At 65.6% G+C, this 16,214-nt stretch carries 18 protein-coding genes and 1 tRNA gene; 7 read left to right on the top strand and 12 right to left on the bottom strand.

Features of this window, described 5'->3' with window-relative positions; translation table 11 throughout:
- Positions 1 to 123: 123 nt before the first annotated feature.
- Entirely contained in the window at positions 124 to 291 is a 168-nt protein-coding gene (locus WJT74_RS06820; RefSeq protein ID WP_343343052.1) for a hypothetical protein, read from the top strand.
- Between the two features lie 56 nt (positions 292 to 347).
- Here the strand turns inward: WJT74_RS06820 and WJT74_RS06825 are convergent, their stop codons facing one another.
- Together WJT74_RS06825 and WJT74_RS06830 are read right to left on the bottom strand one after the other, a co-directional pair.
- Complete coding sequence (locus WJT74_RS06825) at positions 348 to 1,013, bottom strand: glutathione S-transferase family protein (protein WP_343343053.1); 666 nt, start codon at positions 1,011 to 1,013, stop codon at positions 348 to 350.
- A 19-nt stretch (positions 1,014 to 1,032) separates the two neighbouring features.
- Entirely contained in the window at positions 1,033 to 1,548 is a 516-nt protein-coding gene (locus WJT74_RS06830; RefSeq protein WP_343343055.1) for a DUF6456 domain-containing protein, read from the bottom strand.
- Between the two features lie 103 nt (positions 1,549 to 1,651).
- Here WJT74_RS06830 and WJT74_RS06835 point away from each other — a divergent pair, with 103 nt between their 5' ends.
- Genes WJT74_RS06835 through WJT74_RS06845 form a run of 3 tightly spaced genes read left to right on the top strand, consistent with a single transcriptional unit; the run spans position 1,652 to position 4,179 of the window.
- Positions 1,652 to 2,218 carry a helix-turn-helix domain-containing protein gene (locus WJT74_RS06835; RefSeq protein ID WP_343343057.1) on the top strand — a complete coding sequence of 189 codons (567 nt, stop codon included), beginning with the start codon at positions 1,652 to 1,654 and terminating at the stop codon, positions 2,216 to 2,218.
- Positions 2,219 to 2,237: 19 nt separating this feature from the next.
- Positions 2,238 to 2,672: a membrane protease subunit gene (locus tag WJT74_RS06840; RefSeq protein ID WP_343343059.1), complete on the top strand. Its 435-nt coding sequence runs from the start codon at positions 2,238 to 2,240 to the stop codon at positions 2,670 to 2,672.
- A gap of 22 nt (positions 2,673 to 2,694) precedes the next feature.
- On the top strand, positions 2,695 to 4,179 hold the full coding sequence (locus tag WJT74_RS06845; protein ID WP_343343061.1) for a hypothetical protein: 1,485 nt from the start codon (positions 2,695 to 2,697) through the stop codon (positions 4,177 to 4,179).
- Between the two features lie 47 nt (positions 4,180 to 4,226).
- On the opposite strand, the gene WJT74_RS06850 is transcribed toward WJT74_RS06845, so the two are convergent.
- Together WJT74_RS06850 and WJT74_RS06855 are read right to left on the bottom strand one after the other, a co-directional pair.
- A tRNA-Val gene (locus WJT74_RS06850) sits at positions 4,227 to 4,302 on the bottom strand.
- A 45-nt stretch (positions 4,303 to 4,347) separates the two neighbouring features.
- Complete coding sequence (locus tag WJT74_RS06855) at positions 4,348 to 5,265, bottom strand: MarR family winged helix-turn-helix transcriptional regulator (RefSeq protein WP_343343063.1); 918 nt, start codon at positions 5,263 to 5,265, stop codon at positions 4,348 to 4,350.
- Positions 5,266 to 5,417: 152 nt separating this feature from the next.
- Between WJT74_RS06855 and WJT74_RS06860 the strand changes: the two genes are divergently transcribed.
- On the top strand, positions 5,418 to 5,747 hold the full coding sequence (locus WJT74_RS06860) for a hypothetical protein (RefSeq protein ID WP_343343065.1): 330 nt from the start codon (positions 5,418 to 5,420) through the stop codon (positions 5,745 to 5,747).
- Here WJT74_RS06860 and cysQ read toward each other — a convergent pair.
- Both cysQ and WJT74_RS06870 read right to left on the bottom strand, forming a co-directional pair.
- Positions 5,720 to 6,532 carry a 3'(2'),5'-bisphosphate nucleotidase CysQ gene (cysQ, locus tag WJT74_RS06865; RefSeq protein ID WP_343343067.1) on the bottom strand — a complete coding sequence of 271 codons (813 nt, stop codon included), beginning with the start codon at positions 6,530 to 6,532 and terminating at the stop codon, positions 5,720 to 5,722. The genes WJT74_RS06860 and cysQ overlap by 28 nt on opposite strands.
- Positions 6,533 to 6,543: 11 nt before the next feature.
- The gene (locus WJT74_RS06870; RefSeq protein ID WP_343343069.1) at positions 6,544 to 7,323 is read right to left on the bottom strand and encodes an SDR family oxidoreductase; all 780 of its coding nucleotides are present in this window, start codon (positions 7,321 to 7,323) and stop codon (positions 6,544 to 6,546) included.
- A gap of 171 nt (positions 7,324 to 7,494) precedes the next feature.
- Here WJT74_RS06870 and WJT74_RS06875 point away from each other — a divergent pair, with 171 nt between their 5' ends.
- Positions 7,495 to 8,259 (top strand): hypothetical protein, encoded by a 765-nt coding sequence (locus tag WJT74_RS06875; RefSeq protein WP_343343071.1) that lies wholly within the window; start codon positions 7,495 to 7,497, stop codon positions 8,257 to 8,259.
- Here the strand turns inward: WJT74_RS06875 and WJT74_RS06880 are convergent, their stop codons facing one another.
- The 6 genes from WJT74_RS06880 to WJT74_RS06905 form a co-directional block, all read right to left on the bottom strand.
- Complete coding sequence (locus tag WJT74_RS06880; protein WP_343343073.1) at positions 8,260 to 10,140, bottom strand: acetyl/propionyl/methylcrotonyl-CoA carboxylase subunit alpha; 1,881 nt, start codon at positions 10,138 to 10,140, stop codon at positions 8,260 to 8,262.
- A gap of 75 nt (positions 10,141 to 10,215) precedes the next feature.
- A complete protein-coding gene (locus WJT74_RS06885) occupies positions 10,216 to 11,820 on the bottom strand; it encodes a carboxyl transferase domain-containing protein (protein WP_343343075.1) in 1,605 nt (534 codons plus the stop codon).
- A gap of 38 nt (positions 11,821 to 11,858) precedes the next feature.
- Positions 11,859 to 12,419, bottom strand: a complete 561-nt coding sequence (locus tag WJT74_RS12230; protein ID WP_432215215.1) for a c-type cytochrome — start codon at positions 12,417 to 12,419, stop codon at positions 11,859 to 11,861.
- Positions 12,420 to 12,797: 378 nt separating this feature from the next.
- On the bottom strand, positions 12,798 to 13,958 hold the full coding sequence (locus tag WJT74_RS06895; RefSeq protein ID WP_343343079.1) for an isovaleryl-CoA dehydrogenase: 1,161 nt from the start codon (positions 13,956 to 13,958) through the stop codon (positions 12,798 to 12,800).
- 46 nt (positions 13,959 to 14,004) lie between these two features.
- On the bottom strand, positions 14,005 to 14,421 hold the full coding sequence (locus tag WJT74_RS06900) for a c-type cytochrome (RefSeq protein WP_343343081.1): 417 nt from the start codon (positions 14,419 to 14,421) through the stop codon (positions 14,005 to 14,007).
- A gap of 5 nt (positions 14,422 to 14,426) precedes the next feature.
- A complete protein-coding gene (locus WJT74_RS06905; RefSeq protein WP_343343083.1) occupies positions 14,427 to 14,696 on the bottom strand; it encodes a hypothetical protein in 270 nt (89 codons plus the stop codon).
- 206 nt (positions 14,697 to 14,902) lie between these two features.
- Between WJT74_RS06905 and WJT74_RS06910 the strand changes: the two genes are divergently transcribed.
- On the top strand, positions 14,903 to 16,081 hold the full coding sequence (locus WJT74_RS06910; protein ID WP_343343085.1) for a thiolase family protein: 1,179 nt from the start codon (positions 14,903 to 14,905) through the stop codon (positions 16,079 to 16,081).
- Positions 16,082 to 16,214: the final 133 nt, after the last annotated feature.

Consider the following 16,214-nt stretch of genomic DNA (forward strand, 5'->3'; position numbering starts at 1 on the left):
GCTCTTTCCACCGCTGTCGTCTTCACGACGAACAAGGAGCCGCTCGGGAAACCGGGCGGCTCTTTTCGTCTCGCCGGAACGCCCCCCGTCCCTTCCCGTTGGTACGGCGAAGGAGACAATCACATGAGTGACGACAACAAGAACGACCGCCTCGAAAAGGACCCGAAGCCGAAGAACTATTCGGACAAGGCCCGCATCGACGCGATGGACGCCGAGAAGTTCGACACCGTCGACTATCAGAAGGATGCGCAGGGCGAACCGCGCAAGGCCACGACTGACGAAGAAGAATAGGCCCTCTGTTCTGCCGGAAAACCGGGCGTCGATCCTCTACGGGATCGGCGCCCGTTTCATATCCGGCGCGCCACCTCGTGACCGATCTTGGCGAAATAGGCCTGCTCGCGCTGGACCGAACCGGCCAGCGACGGGCGCGCCAGCATGCGCTTCGTCCATTCGTCGAGCTTGGGATAGCGTGACCAGTCGACCTTCGCCCCCGCATGGTCGAGGTTGGCGAACGGGCTGGCCAGCGCCAGGTCGGCGATGCTGAGCGTGTCGCCCACCAGATGCTCGCCCCCGGGCATCTCGCTCTCGAGATAGTCGAGCAACAGGGGCAGTTCCTCCGCCTCCGCACGGTCCGCCATCTCCAGATCGCCTTCCTTGCCCTCGAACCGCGGCGCCACCACGCGGTGGAAGAACAACTTGGCGATACAGCCGAACAGAATCGTATCGGCGAACTCCTCCCACCAGACCGCCCGCCCCCGTTCGCGCGCGTCGGCGGGATACAACGCGGGATCGGGATGCTTGGCCTCCAGATAGTGCGCGATCGCCGAGGAATCGGACAGGAGATAGTCTCCATCGCGCAGCGCCGGCATCTTGCCCAGCGGACTGGCCTCGCGGAACTCGGGGTCCCGGTCGCCCCGTCCGACGGTCTTGATCTTGAAGTCGACGTCCTTCTCGATCGCCACCGCGATCACCTTGCGGACATAGGGCGACATGCTCGCGCCGTAGATGATCATCGTGCGCTTTCTCCTGGCTTCATCGGATCCGGTAGTAATCCGCCACCCGGTCGAGCGCTAGGGTCAGCACCAGCTTGCCCGACCGCGCGGGCCAGCCCAGCGCCCCCTCCGCCTCGCGCATCCCCTCACCGGCGCAGACGATCCGCCACAAGATATCCGACAGCCCCGTTCCCGCGTGAGTGAGCGCTTCGTCGAACCGCGCCTTCGCATCGATCTGCGCCCCGCTCAGGTCGGGGGCCGAGCCGCTTCCGCCCCGCGACCGCGCGACGGGCGCCGCATCCCACGCCATCGTCGTGCGCTGCGCCAGTTGCGCGCGCTCCCAGTCGGCGCGGAGACGCTCGCCCGCCTCGTACTGCCGCTCGCTGACATGACCGCGCGACCGCAACCAGCCGAGCGGGCTTTCATGCCGGTGGACGGTGACGCTCCGCCGAACGGGTCGTCCCCCGACGATGTCGCCTTCGATCCCCCGCTCCTCCAGGATCCGCGGATCGCTCCATACGCCCGTTTCCGCGCGCTCCTTCCTCGTGTCTTCCATGCCATCTCCTCAGGTCGTCCTGCGAATCGTCGTCGCGAATGGCCTTGCCATGACGGCACATCTGTAGGACAGTGAAAAACCGATCTGGTTACAGGAACGCATCATGCAATCACGAATCCGAGATGTTCGCCGCGCCAAGGGCCTGACGTTGGCCGAGGTGGCGGAACGCTGCGACCCGCCCACCACGGCGCAGACGATCGGACGCCTCGAGACTGGCACCCGCACCCTGTCGATCGACTGGGTCAACCGCATCGCCGCCGCGCTCGACGTCGACAGCGCCGATCTCCTCGCCCATGCCGACGCGGACGAGGCGGGGGTCGATGCGCTGCTGGCAGCCGACGGTCATGCCCGTGCCCCGACGAAGCGGCTCATCGCGCTGCCCCCCGCGAGCCGCGCCGACACCGTTATCGTGCGGGTTACCGGCGGCGTCGGCGACTATCGCAGCGGCGATGAGATCTGGTGCCGTCGCCTCGACGCCGACCAGTTCGGCCAGGCCCTCAACCGCGACGTGCTCGTTCCCCGACCCGCCGGCCGTTATGCCTTTGGTCGAATGATCGACCGGTCGGACGGACAATTGTTGATCCTTCCGCCCGGCCCGGGCAACCGTCAGAGCGTCGTGCGGGACCCGGGGTGGATCGCGGTCGCCGAACGGCTGGTGCGGACGCTTTGAACGCGTTTGAGGGGGAACGATGATGAACAAGAATACGCAAGGCTGCATCGGACTGGGCGCGATCGGGTTGGTCCTGCTGGTCGTGATCGGGATCGTCATGGCCGTCTGGCCGCAATACCGCGTCTATCAGCAGGAACTGGCGGGCAAGGCCCGCTATGCCGAGGCCGAGAGCAGCCGCCGCATCGCCATCCTCGAAGCGCAGGCCGCCAAGGAGAGCGCCACGCAGTTCGCGGAGGCCGAGGTCATCCGCGCCCAGGGCGCTGCCGATGCCAACCGGATCCTCCAGGACAGCCTCGGCGGTCCCGAAGGCTATCTGCGCTACCTCCAGATTCAGGCGATCGACGAAAAGAACGCCTCGCTCATCTATATTCCGACCGAAAGCGGCCTTCCCATCACCGAAGCCGGGCGCCTGCCCGCCCCCGCCGCTTCCAGCATCGCTGCATCGGAGGAATAGCATCGGGATCGGGGGACGAACGGTGCGACCGAAACCCGCGCTGGAAGGGCGCGAGCGGGCTCTTCTGTGGACCGGTGCGCTGCTCGTCGCTGCCGCCTTCGTCGCCCGTCCCGTTCTCGAAGCGACCTATTTCCACCAGAGCTGGTGGATCAACTGGAGCTGGCTCGACCAGTTCGCTCGGCAGTTCCTCGCGGGCGATCTCTATCCGCAATGGCTCGAACAATCGCACGGCGGCCTCGGCGCACCCAGTTTCTATTTCTATCCGCCGCTAACCTTCTACGCGGGCATTCCCTTCATCGCGCTCGGCTTCTCCACCGATCAGGCGCTGGTTGCCGTCAACGCGCTGATCGTCGTCATCAGCGCCCTTACCGCCCACGCATGGTTCCGCGCCGGCGGCCGACGCGCGCTCGTTCCCGCTCTTCTTTATGCCTCCGCGCCCTTCTTCCTGTTCGACCTGCTCTATCGCGGCGCGATCGCCGAACAGATGGCCTATGCATGGCTGCCGCTCATGGGCCTCGGAATATTGCGGGCGCACCAGCGCCGCGGCGGGCACGTCGCCGCAATTGCGGTCGCGTTGGTGCTTCTCAGCCACCTTCTGATCGCCATGGTCGCGCTGATCCTGCTCGCCATACCCTACGCGCTGTCGCTCTCGCGGCGGCCTGGCGACTGGTGGCGCATGGGATGGCCGTTCGCCGTCGGCCTCCTCATCTCGGCCGTCTTCGTCCTTCCCGCCATCGCGCTCGAACCCTATCGCAGCAGCGAGGTCTTGTGGGGCCGCGACTATTTCAAACCCGCTTACTGGAACCTGCTTCTCCGCCGGTGGGACGATTTCATCGCGCCGTTGGTCGCAATCCTCGCCTTGGGCGCGATCGGTGCCGCGTGGATGTGGGTTCGCACGAAACACTGGGCCGCCGCGCTGGCGTTCGGTTGCGCCCTCGTTTCGCTCGGCGCGGTTCCGCTGTTCGACCTTCCGCTCCTGTCGCGCATCCAGTTCCCGTTCCGCGCCAGCGGCTTCGTGACCTTGTGGACCGCCTTCGCGCTCGCGAGCGTCGCCAAGTCCGACCGAACTCTATGGGCGGCGGCAGCGCTCGCGCACCTGATGCTACCGGTGATGGCCTTCACCGACGTTCGCGAACCCTCGCTCGACCCAGACTTCATCCGCGCCAACCACGCCGACGTCGTCGAAATGCTGCCGCCCGGAACGATCAAGGACGACTGGACGGGCAACGGCCGCGAAGACGCCGTCGCGGTCCGCCGCTTCGCCAAAGCCGATCCCCTCGTCGTACCCCGCTTCTATTTCCCGATATGGGTCGCCGAATGCGGTGGGCGTCGAATGGATGTAACACAGGATACGAGTGGCCTGATCAGGCTTCCGGAGGCGGGATGTTCGATCGGACGGCGCACGCTACCGGTCGAATGGTGGGCACGGGGCTTGAGCCTTCTGGGACTCGCCCTGCTGGCCCTGATCGTCACACGGGCGAGGAGGCGATCGCCGGTCAGGCGCTAGAACCGGCCTCTCCTGCAGAATTGCCCGCACATCGAAAACAATGGGAATGGTGGGCGGTGACGGGCTCGAACCGCCGACCCTCTCGGTGTAAACGAGATGCTCTACCAACTGAGCTAACCGCCCGACGCCACGCGCTGTATCGCGGCAGGAAGCGCCTCGCAAGCGGCCTCACACCGCCGGGATCGACCCTACCTTCGCGAAATAGGCTCGCAGAGCGCGGCTGGACTGTTCCGACAGCTCGACGAACACGCGGCGCCCGTCGTGGGGATCGCTGCGGCGAACGAACAATTTCTTGTCGACCATCGTCTTCATCCAGCGCAGCGCGGTCGTCGGCGGCACCGCGGCCGCCATGCACAGCGACGAGACCGGAACGCGGTGTTGCGCGATCTCGGCGGCCAGCAGGTCCAGCATCATGTCCCACGCCGGATCATGGAACAGCGACTTGTCGAAGAACTGCTCGCGCATCCGCCGCGCGCGGATCAGCGCGCGAACGGTGTCGGCGGACAGGTCGCTGTCGGGCGCGTCCAACGCCGCTTCGGGGTTCACCGCGGGCGGGCTGGCATCGTAGCTCTCGTCGCTCAATTGCGCGAGCGCGGCGGCGATCCGCTGCACTTCTTCCGACAGCTTGCGCAACGCCTCGGGGTCGCTCGAACCGGCCTCGGCCACCCCGTCGATGTCGCGCGATCCCCGCGCGGCCAGCATCGAGATCGCCGCCGCGCGCGTCCCCTCGTCCGGCGCGACGAGCAGTTCGACCTGGTCGCCGACCACTGCCTCGACCGCGTCGAGAAGGTCGGCGGACAAGGCGATCGCACTCGGCACCTCGCCGCTGTCGGAACGGGCATCGAACGCCATGAGCCAATGGTCGAGCGCCGTGCCCGGATCTGTGTCGAGTTCGATCCACACCGGTCGATCCCCCAGCCGGTCGACCGTCGTGTCCTGCCACAGAAAGCGTTCGACCACCTCGATGCCGAGCCGCTCGACGAAACGAGCGATCTGATCGAGCCGTTCGTGATCGTCCGCGACCACATCGATGGCGGGGGGCAGGATCGCCTCGCGGCTGTTCCCGAAGTCCGTTTCACGATTCACTGGAATGCACGTCCCTGTTGCAACGCGATCCGTCGCCGCAAACTGGGCGACCGGGATCGAGTGGGTCCGAGCGCCGCCGATGCTAGCGACTTGAGCCACGGCGCGCCAGCCTCTTCTCGTTCCGGTCCGATCCGGAGATGTTGGCAAGGCAAATGCAACCCCTGCTGCCGCAGACGGTCTTCGTGAACGACCAGTCCCCACCCCTGACCCAGCGTACCGCCAAGCGCGCCCGCCGCCTCGCCGAGCTGGAAGATGTTCTGACCGACTGCGCCCGGCTGCTCGACGCCATCGCGCCCGGTTGTCCCGAGGCGCGCTTGATCGAACAGCGGATCGAACGTGCCCAGCGCGAGATCGACCGGCTACGCAGCCACGGCAACGTCGCCCCCGCCCGCGCGGATCAGCAGCGCGACCTGCTCGACCAGCTGTCCTACTGGAGCGGCAATGTCCTCGATCTCTATCCCGCGGCGTCGTCGAAGCGCTGAAGCGCCCCGATCGCGGGGGGCTGCCACCCCGACGTCGCCACGAAGCCGGGATTGAAGAAACGCGGCTTTCCATAGGCGAGCGGTGCCCCGTCCGGCCCGTCGATCCGCCCCCCCGCGGCCAGCAGGATCGCGTGACCCGCGGCCGTGTCCCATTCCATCGTCGGCGACAGCCGCGGATAGATGTCCGCCCGCCCCTCGGCCAGCAGACAGAATTTGAGGCTCGATCCGATCGCCAGTCGCTCGTGGCCCTCGGGACAGGCCCGCTCGACATAGCGCAGCGTCTCGTCCGTCAGATGAGATTTCGACGTCAGCGCCATCGCTTTTGCCGATCGCTCGCGCACCGCGATCGCGCGCCGCTCGCCCGCCCGTTCGACCCATGCCCCCGCGCCCAGAACGCCCGCATAGGTGGCGCCCGACACGGGAACGTGGATGACACCGAATGTCGGCACGCCATCCTCGATCAGTCCGATGTTGACGGTATAATCCTCGCCGCCGCGGACGAATTCCTTGGTGCCGTCCAGCGGATCGACCAGGAAGTAGCGGTCGCCGTGCGCGGGTATATGGCCCGCCTCGACCTGTTCTTCCGCGACGACCGGAACGTCGGGGGCGAGGTCGCGCAGCGCCGCCAGGATCACCGCTTCCGCCGCGCGATCGGCGCGCGTGACGGGACTGTCGTCGGCCTTGTGCTCGACCGCGAACCCTTCCTCGACCACCCGGAGGATCGCCGCCCCCGCCGCCCGCACCGTGGCGGCCAGCGGGTCGACGAGGGCGCGCCGGTCGATCACGCCCTTCCGTCCTAGCGCGGCGCCATGCGGATACCGCCGTCCAGCCGGATGCTTTCGGCATTCAGGTAGGTCGTCTGCGCGATGAAGGCCGCCAATTCGGCATATTCCTCGGCCTGGCCCAGCCGCTTGGGAAACGGCACCTGCTCGCCCAGCGCGGTCTGCACCTTCTCGGGCATCATCGCGACCATCGGCGTCTTGAACACGCCCGGAAGGATCGTGTTCACGCGAATGCCGTCGCCCATGAGGTCGCGCGCGATCGGCAGCGCCATCGCAAGCACGCCGCCCTTCGATGCGGAATAGGCGGCCTGCCCGATCTGCCCGTCCTCGGCAGCCACCGAAGCGGTGTTGATGATGCAGCCGCGCTCGCCGTCGTCGAGCGGGTCGAGGCCGACCATCCCGTGCGCCGAATGGGCGATACAGCGGAACGAGCCGATCAGGTTGATGTTGATGGCCAGTTCGAACTGGATCATCGGATAGAGCAGCCGCTCCTCGGTTTCCTTGTTCTTGCCGACCGTCTTGGCGGCGTTGGCGACGCCCGCGCAATTGACCAGAATGCGCTCCTGCCCGTTGGCCTCGCGCGCCTTTTCGAACCCCGCCTTCACCGCATCGTCGCTGGTGACGTCCACGTCGCAGAAGGTGCCGCCGATGTCGCTCGCGACCTTCTCGCCCGCATCGCCGTTCCGGTCAAAGATGGCGACCTTCGCCCCCATGCTCGCCAGCTTGCGCGCGGTGGCTTCGCCCAGACCCGATGCGCCGCCCGTGACGACCGCTGCTACTCCATCGACCTTCATGCTCGTTCTCCCGTTGAATGTTGGGTAGCCGACAAAGCGGCTTTTTTCTGCTATACGGCTCGTGGGCTAACGGGATGCGGGCCGAACAATCAACCCGAAACCCGAGCCGTATTGCGTTCGCTTGAGGCCTTTTTTGGATCGCCTCGCACCAATCGAAGAGGGGACAAGACGATGACACATCTTCTGACGACAGCCGCGGCGATGGCATTGCTCGCCCAGCCCGCGATCGCGCAGGATCGCGACGGGTTCGAAGGCAGCGGCCCGTCCATGAGCCGCGACAATCCGGACGGCGCCACGCAGCGCTCGGCCGCGGCCTATATCAAGATCGGCGACATCAAGGGCGAAAGCACGGACCGTCGAACCGGCGGCAATGGCGGCGGATTGATGGCCCAGGACGACTGGGTCGAGGCGACCCGGCTGGCTTGGGGCGATGCGGGATCGATGATGGAGGGCCAGGACTTGCGCCTCGTCCCGGCCGCGGACATCCGCGTCAATCGCTGGGAAACCGCCGCGCGGGCGTCCGACGATGCCGGGACCGGGCTTGCCACCGGCAAGCGACAGCACCGTGCGGTGACGGCCGGCGGAATTGACGAGGATTGCAACGACAGTTGCGAGGCGCCCCGGCCGGGTGTTCGCGTGAGGCCCCTCGATAAGGCCAGTCCCTACATCATGCATCGCGACATCGACAAATCGACCCCGCTCCTGATGACGGCGCTTCGCTCCAGCGAATGTCCGGCGGGCGTACAGATGGCCAGCATGGACGTTCGCGAGGGCGACCAGACCATCCGGCTCAGCGACGTCACGGTCGAAGGCTGTCAGGCTTCGAGCGGGCCCCAGCAGCCCGGTCAGCCGATCTATGACGCGATCGTCTTTTCCTACGGCGAGCGCCAGGCCGGGGACGATCTCACGCTGCGCAAGCGCCCGGGTCGCCGCTAACTAGTCCGCTTTTTCCACGACGGCCAGCAGCGCATCGACCGCGACCTGCTGGCCGGCGCTGGCATTCAATTCCGCGACCGTCCCGTCGAACGGCGCGGTCAGCGCGTGCTCCATTTTCATCGCCTCGAGCGTCAGCAGTCGATCGCCCGCGCTCACCTTCTGCCCCGCCTCGACCGCGACGCTCGTGACCTTGCCTGGCATGGGCGCGACGATCGCGCCGTCGCCGACCGCCGCTCCGGCGCCGGGGCGTGTGGTCAGCGCGAATTCGTGCGTCTCTCCACCCGAGAACAGGACCACCCGTTCGTCATCGCGAAAGCCCGACGCCTCCAGCGTTTCGCCTCCTTCGGCAAGGTCGATCGTCCGCGTCTCGCCCTTGAACCTGAGCGCGATCGCCGCGCGCGGCGGCGCGTTGAGGCGAAATCCCGCGAGCGGGTCGGGCGTTTCCTCGGCCATCCCGATCATCGCGGCGGTACGCCATTGATCCTCGCTCGGCATGCCGTCGGAGATCAACGTTTCTTCATGCGCGGCGATGAACCCGGTATCGAGCCTGGCCGCCACGAAATCCTCGTGCGTCAATGCGCGCAGCAAAAAGCCCGCGTTGGTCCGCACCGGCCAGATCTCGACCCCGCCGATCAGCCGCGCCAGCGTCTCGATCGCGGCGTCGCGATCCTCGCCCTTCGCTACCAGCTTCGCGATCATGGGATCGTAATGCGGGCTGATCTCGTCGCCTTCCTCGACCCCCGTCTCGATCCGCTTGCGACGTTTGCCCCGCCACTGGTTGCGACCGAGATCGAAATGATCGAGCGTTCCCGTCGACGGCAGGAAACCCGTCGCGGGATCCTCGGCATAGAGGCGCGCCTCGATCGCGTGACCGTCGATCCGCAATTCCTCCTGCGTCATCGGAAGCTTCTCGCCCGCCGCCACGCGTAGCTGCCACTCGACCAGATCGACGCCGGTGATCTCCTCGGTCACCGGATGTTCGACCTGCAGCCGGGTATTCATTTCCATGAAGTAGATGCGATCCGCGTCGAGGCCGTCGCGCGCATCGGCGATGAACTCGACCGTCCCCGCGCCCTCGTAGTCCACCGCCTGCCCCGCCCTGACCGCGGCGGCGCACACCTTGGCGCGCGTCGCCTCGTCCATGCCGGGCGCAGGCGCTTCCTCGATCACTTTCTGATGACGCCGTTGCAGCGAACAGTCGCGCTCGAACAGGTGCAGCACCGTCCCGTGCGTATCGCCGAACAGCTGCACCTCGATATGGCGCGGACTTTCGATCCATTTCTCCAGAATGACGACATCGTTGCCGAAACTCGCCGTCGCCTCGCGTTTGACACTGTCGAGCGCCTGTAGGAATTCTCCTTCGCGCTCGACCTTGCGCATCCCCTTCCCACCACCTCCGGCGACCGCCTTGATCAGCACGGGATAGCCGATTTCCTTGGCTTCTTCAGCTAACCGTTGCGGTGTCTGGTCCTCGCCGAGATAGCCTGGCGTCACCGGCACGCCCGCGTCCGCCATCAGCGTCTTGGCCGCATCCTTCAATCCCATCGCGCGGATGCTGTCGGGTTTGGGTCCGACCCAGATCAGTCCGGCGTCGATCACCGCTTGAGCGAATCCGGCATTCTCCGACAGGAAGCCGTATCCTGGGTGGATCGCCTCGGCGCCCGTTTCCCTCGCGGCCACGATGATCGCGTCGCCTTTCAGATAGCTTTCGCTGCTCGGTGCGGGGCCGATGCGGATGGCCTCGTCGGCACTGCGGACGTGGAGCGCGTCGGCGTCGGCATCGGAATAGACCGCGACGGTGGCGACCCCCATCTTGCGCGCGGTGCGCATGATGCGGCAGGCGATCTCGCCCCGGTTGGCGATGAGCAGCTTGGAAAACATGGCTCCCCGCTTATCGGTGCGGGCGATGCGGGTCCAGAGCCGCAGTCGAAACCAGGGGCCCATTCGTGCGGCTGGCTACATCCTAAAGACGCCGAATTTCGGCTGGTCGTCGATAGGAGCGTTGAGACAGGCTTCGAAGGCGAGGCCCAGCACGTCTCGGGTCTGGGCAGGATCGATGATGCCGTCGTCCCACAGCCGCGCCGTGGCGTACCATGGGTTGCCCTCGTCCTCGTATTTCTGGCGGATCGGCGCCTTGAAGTCTTCGGCCTCCTCTTCGCTCCAGCTGTCCGCGTCGCGGTGGACGGTGGCCAGGACGGATGCTGCCTGCTCTCCGCCCATCACGCTGATGCGGCTGTTCGGCCAGGTGAAAAGAAAATCGGGACTATAGGCCCGCCCTGCCATGCCATAATTGCCCGCGCCGAAGCTGCCGCCGATCAGCACGGTGATCTTGGGTACCTGCGCGGTGGCGACCGCGGTGACGAGCTTGGCGCCGTGCTTGGCGATGCCCTCCGCCTCATACTTGCCGCCGACCATGAAGCCCGACACGTTCTGGAGGAAGAGGAGCGGGATCTTTCGCTCGGCGGCCAGCTCGATGAAGTGCGCGCCCTTCACGGCAGACTCGGAGAAGATTACCCCATTGTTGGCAAGGATCGCGACCGGCATTCCGTGGATATGCGCGAAGCCGCAGACGAGTGTGTTGCCATAGAGCGGCTTGAATTCGTGGAACTCGGACGCGTCGACGATCCGCGCGATGACCTCGTGCACGTCGTAGGGCGCGCGCACATCGTCGGGGATGATCGAGTAAAGCTCTTCCGCGTCGAATTTCGGCGCTCGCGGTTCGCGATAGTTGAGATCGGCATTCACCTCCGGCTGCGGCAACGTCGAGACGATGTCGCGCACGATGGTCAGCGCATGTTCGTCATTCTCGGCGAGGTGATCGACCACGCCCGATGTCTTGGCATGCAGTGCGCCGCCACCGAGATCCTCGGCGCTGATCTCCTCGCCCGTTGCAGCTTTCACCAGCGGCGGGCCGGCAAGAAAGATGGTGCCCTGATCCTTCACGATGACGCTTTCATCGCTCATCGCGGGGACATAGGCGCCGCCCGCGGTGCAGCTTCCCATCACGCAGGCGATCTGGGGGATGCCCTTCGCGCTCATGTTCGCCTGGTTGAAGAAGATGCGCCCGAAATGGTCGCGGTCGGGAAAGACCTCTGCCTGGTGCGGAAGGTTCGCACCGCCGGAATCGACGAGATAAATGCAGGGCAGCCGGAGTTTCTGCGCGATCTCCTGCGCGCGCAGATGCTTCTTCACCGTCATCGGATAATAGGTGCCGCCCTTCACGGTGGCATCGTTGCAGACGATCATTACCTGCCGCCCGTCGACCCGCCCGATCCCGGCGATCATCCCCGCGCCGGGAATGTCGTCCTTGTACATGTCGTGCGCGGCAAGCTGCCCGATCTCAAGAAAGGGCGCACCCGGATCGAGCAGCCGCTCGACGCGGTCGCGCGGCAACAGCTTTCCGCGCCCGACGTGCCGCTCGCGAGAACCTTCGCTGCCGCCCAATGCCGCCTTGGCGACATCGTCGCGCAGTCGTTTCACGAGGCCGCGGTTATGCTCCGCGCGGGCTTTCGCTTCGGTGCTGTCGAGGTCGGACTGGCTGGTCAGGGTCGGTGCGCTCATGGCGCCGAGGCCTAACGCCCCTCCCCGACTTTGCAAGACTATCGCTCGGGATTCGCCGCGCCGAGCGCCTGCGCATAGTCGACCACCGCCTTGCGTTCTTTTGAAGTCAGATAGCCGAAATGCTCGCGGCCGACTAAGCCCATCAGCCCAAGTTCACGTCCCTCCAGTCCTTCCCCGGTCGTCAGCAATTTCGTGAACGCGGCATCATCGTACATCGGCGCGACGTCGGCGATTGCCGGCGTGAAGTCGGGAACGCCTTCGAGCTCGGCGCCGTGGCATTCGGCACAACTGGTGGTCGCGATCTGACGCCCCAGCGCGTGACGCGGACCAAGATTCTTTGGCAGTGATTCCCGATGGTCGCCCATCTGTTTGGAAACCGGAAGTTGAACGCCCTGCTCGACCATCGCCAGAAAGGCGGGCGTCGGCGCAGGCAGTGGGCTGGCGTCACCCATCGGTTTGACCGTCCGAAGATGCGCCATCAGCGCATCCACGTCCGCGCCGGAGAGATGCTGAAAGATCGCGCTTGGCATCATCCACATGTCGTCGCGGGTCGGATGCTTGCCCTCGGTTAGAAGCGCCTTCAATTGCGCATCGGTCATGTCGGGAATCACCCGGGTGATGTTCGAGGCCCAGATCCCGCTCTGCGGAAACCCTTCATCGACGGGCGGAAAGGGCATGCCTGTGAGATCGCCGGTATGACAGCCCCGACAACCCAGAACATGGCTCAACCGCTCGCCATGCGCGAGCATCGCCGTTCGGTCATCGCCATAATCCGCGCCATCATAACTGATCGCTGCCGCAATCCTCTTGGCGCCTTCGCTCGACTCCGCGGCTCTATCTTCGCTGTCCGCAACAGCGCACGCAAACAGGCCGGCACTTGCCAGCAGCAACACGAACGTACGCATCCTGCTTCTCCCCCTGAATGTTGAGGGAGAGAGTAAACTAGATCAATAAAACATGAAAGCTTATTGGCGGTGCTAACCGCCGGCCCCCACCAGCTCGCGCCCGATCAGCATCCGCCGGATCTCGTTCGTCCCCGCGCCGATGTCGAGCAGCTTGGCATCGCGCAGATAGCGTTCGACAGGCCAGTCCTTGGTATAGCCCGCGCCGCCCAAGGCCTGCACCGCCTCGCCCGCAACCTTGAAGGCGCTTTCCGACGCAAGCAGGATCGCGCCCGCCGCATCGAAGCGCGTCGTCTTGTCGGCGTCGCAGTTCTTGGCGACCGTGTAGACGTAGGCCCGGGCAGAATTGAGCGCGACATACATGTCGGCGATCTTCGCCTGCATCAGCTGGAACGAACCGATCGGTGTTCCGAACTGCTTGCGCTCGCGCACGTAGGGAAGCACCGTGTCGAGACAGGCCTGCATGATGCCCAGCTGAATCCCCGCCAGCACGGTGCGCTCATAGTCGAGGCCGCTCATCAACACCGCGACACCGCCATTCTCCGGACCCATGATCCGCTCTTCGGGAACGAAGCAGTCGTTGAACACCAGCTCGCTGGTCGGCGAACCGCGCATCCCCATCTTGTCCAGCTTCTGGCCGATCGAGAAACCCTCGTCGCCCTTTTCGATCAGGAAGGTGGTGATGCCCCGCGAACCCTCGCCGGTCTTCGCATAGACGACCAGCGTCTCGGCGTGGGCGCCATTGGTGATCCAGAACTTGGTGCCGTTGAGAACGTAGCCCCCATCCTTCTTCTCGGCCTTCAGCTTCATACTCACGACGTCGCTGCCCGCGTTCGCTTCGCTCATCGCCAGTGCGCCGACATGCTCGCCCGAAATCAGCCCCGGGAGATACTTCTCCTTCTGAGCGTCCGACCCCCATTTGGCGATCTGGTTGATGCACAGGTTCGTATGCGCGCCGTAGGACAGCCCCACGCTGGCCGACGCCCGCGCAATCTCTTCCTGCGCGACCACATGTTCAAGATAGCCGAGGCCGAGCCCGCCATCGGCCTCCGGCACGGTGATGCCGTGCAGGCCCAGCTCGCCCATCTGCGGCCACAGTTCGATGGGGAAACGGTCCTCGCGGTCGATCTCCTCGGCCAGCGGCGCGATCTTCTCGCGCGCGAAGCGTTCGGTGGTCTCGCGGATCTGGTCGGCCATGTCGCCGAGCATGAAATCGAGGGCGGGCTCGTTGGTCATTCGTGTCTCCTGTTCGGCTGCGCGCGTAGCAGGAGAGACGAATTGCTTACAAGGCGGGCTTTCGCGGCGGGTTCAGCTCGCCCTGATGGCAGGTGGCGCAATTCACCCGGTTGCGGTCCATGTCGGTCCAGCTCGCGAACGGTTCGCCTGGCAGCTTCTCGCTCGAATTGATCATGTGCGTCAGTTCGAGCATCATTCGCGCCTGCTGCTTCGCGGGCTTTGCGTCGCTCGCGAAATCGTAGGTGGAAAGCGGCGCACCTTCTTCTCCGACGTGGCAGTACGAACACTGCACGCCCAGCGACTGCGAGAAATGCTGCATCAGCGCCATGACCTCGTCGGGTGGCGTGGCGGGATCGAGTACCTTGGCGTTCGCCATCGTCTCGGCATGTTCGGGGTGCGCGTGGGCGGCTGCAACGAACAGACAGGCCGACAGCGCCAAAAGCGTGGGCGCGGCGCGCGTCACCTCGTTCAGCTACCGAAGGGCGACGGGGCGGTCCCGATGCGGCAGTTGGTGCTGAACCAGCTGCGGCGACAGGTTTCGCCTTTCTTCTCGCGACGTTCGGCTTTCGGCTGCGGCTTCTTTTCGCGAGCGCGCTCTTCGGTCTCTTCCTCTTCCTCGCGGGGCCCGGCAGCGCGCATCGACTGGTCGGTGGTCCCACCTGCAAGGCTCGAGACGAGAACCGGCGGTAGCGCCGGTGCCGCGTTCGCCATCGTCAGTGCAAACCATCCGATCGTCATGTGACTATCCTTCTCTCGGCCCTCATTGCCTCGCGAGGCGTGCATCCTGTCGCAGCGAGATGAACGGGCGATTGATAGCCCGCGACACCGTGACTATGTGCGCTTTAACGCAAAACCAACGGCGATGCGAGCGGCGCTCGAAGGAAGTTCGAACCGAGGCCCCCGGGCCACACCGCTCGCGTCCGCCACATGAGGAGATTCGATCCATGAGCCAGACCGTCATCCTTTCTTACGCCCGTACCCCGATGGGATCGATGCAGGGCGCGCTTTCCGGCGCCAGCGCCACCGAACTTGGTGCCACCGCGGTCAAGGCGGCGGTCGAGCGCGCCGGCGTCGACGGCGAAGCGATCGACCGTATCTACATGGGCTGCGTCCTGCCCGCAGGCCTCGGCCAGGCGCCCGCGCGACAGGCGGCCCTGACGGCGGGCCTTCCCAAGAGCGTGCAGGCAACCACCGTCAACAAAGTCTGCGGTTCGGGGATGCAGACGGTCATCCAGGCGGACGAAGCGATCCGTGCGGGCAACGCGACTACCATCGTGGCGGGCGGCATGGAGAGCATGACCAATGCGCCCTACCTGCTGAAAAAGCATCGTGGCGGCGCGCGGCTCGGCCATGATGCCGCCTACGACCATATGTTTCTCGACGGGCTCGAGGATGCCTACGAGGAAGGCCGCGCGATGGGCACTTTCGCGCAGGACACCGCGGACGATTACCAGCTGACCCGCGAAAGCATGGACGATTATTCGATCGAAAGCCTCGCCCGCGCCAATCGCGCCATCGAGGAAGGCGACTTCGACGACGAAGTCGTTGCCGTCACCATCACCGACCGCAAGGGCGAAACTGTCGTCGACAAGGACGAAGCCCCCTCGCGCGGCACTCCCGACAAAATCCCCACGCTTCGGCCCGCCTTCAAGAAGGACGGGACCATCACGGCGGCGACCTCCAGCTCGATCTCCGACGGCGCGGCCGCCGTCGTGGTTACCAGCAAGGAAGCTGCCGAGGCCGCGGGCCAGACACCCGTCGCTCATATCGTCGCCACCGCCGCCCACGCGCAGTTGCCCAAGGAATTCACCATCGCGCCGATTGGTGCGATCGAGAAGGTTCTCGACAAGGCCGGGTGGAAGGTGGACGACGTCGATCTGTGGGAAGTGAACGAGGCTTTCGCCTGCGTCGCGATGTTCGCGATGAAGGACCTCGGCATTCCGCATGACAAGATCAACGTCAACGGCGGCGGCACCGCACTCGGCCACCCCATCGGGGCGAGTGGCACGCGTATCCTCGTCACCCTGCTCGCCGCCCTGAAGAAGCGCGGCCTCAAGAAGGGCGTCGCGAGCCTTTGCATCGGTGGTGGCGAAGCCACCGCCATCGCAGTGGAGATGGCCTGAACTCCGATTCGATTAAACGCCAGAGTGCCCATCCTCCCTCCCGGCTGAGAAGGGGATGGGCACGCTGTACAAGCGCTTGAAAAAGGACCGTTTCCCTTTAGGGTCCAACCCGACGACACCAGGCCGGGGGGCC

Source organism: Sphingomicrobium sp. XHP0239 (assembly GCF_039555325.1).
GTDB lineage: Bacteria > Pseudomonadota > Alphaproteobacteria > Sphingomonadales > Sphingomonadaceae > Sphingomicrobium > Sphingomicrobium maritimum.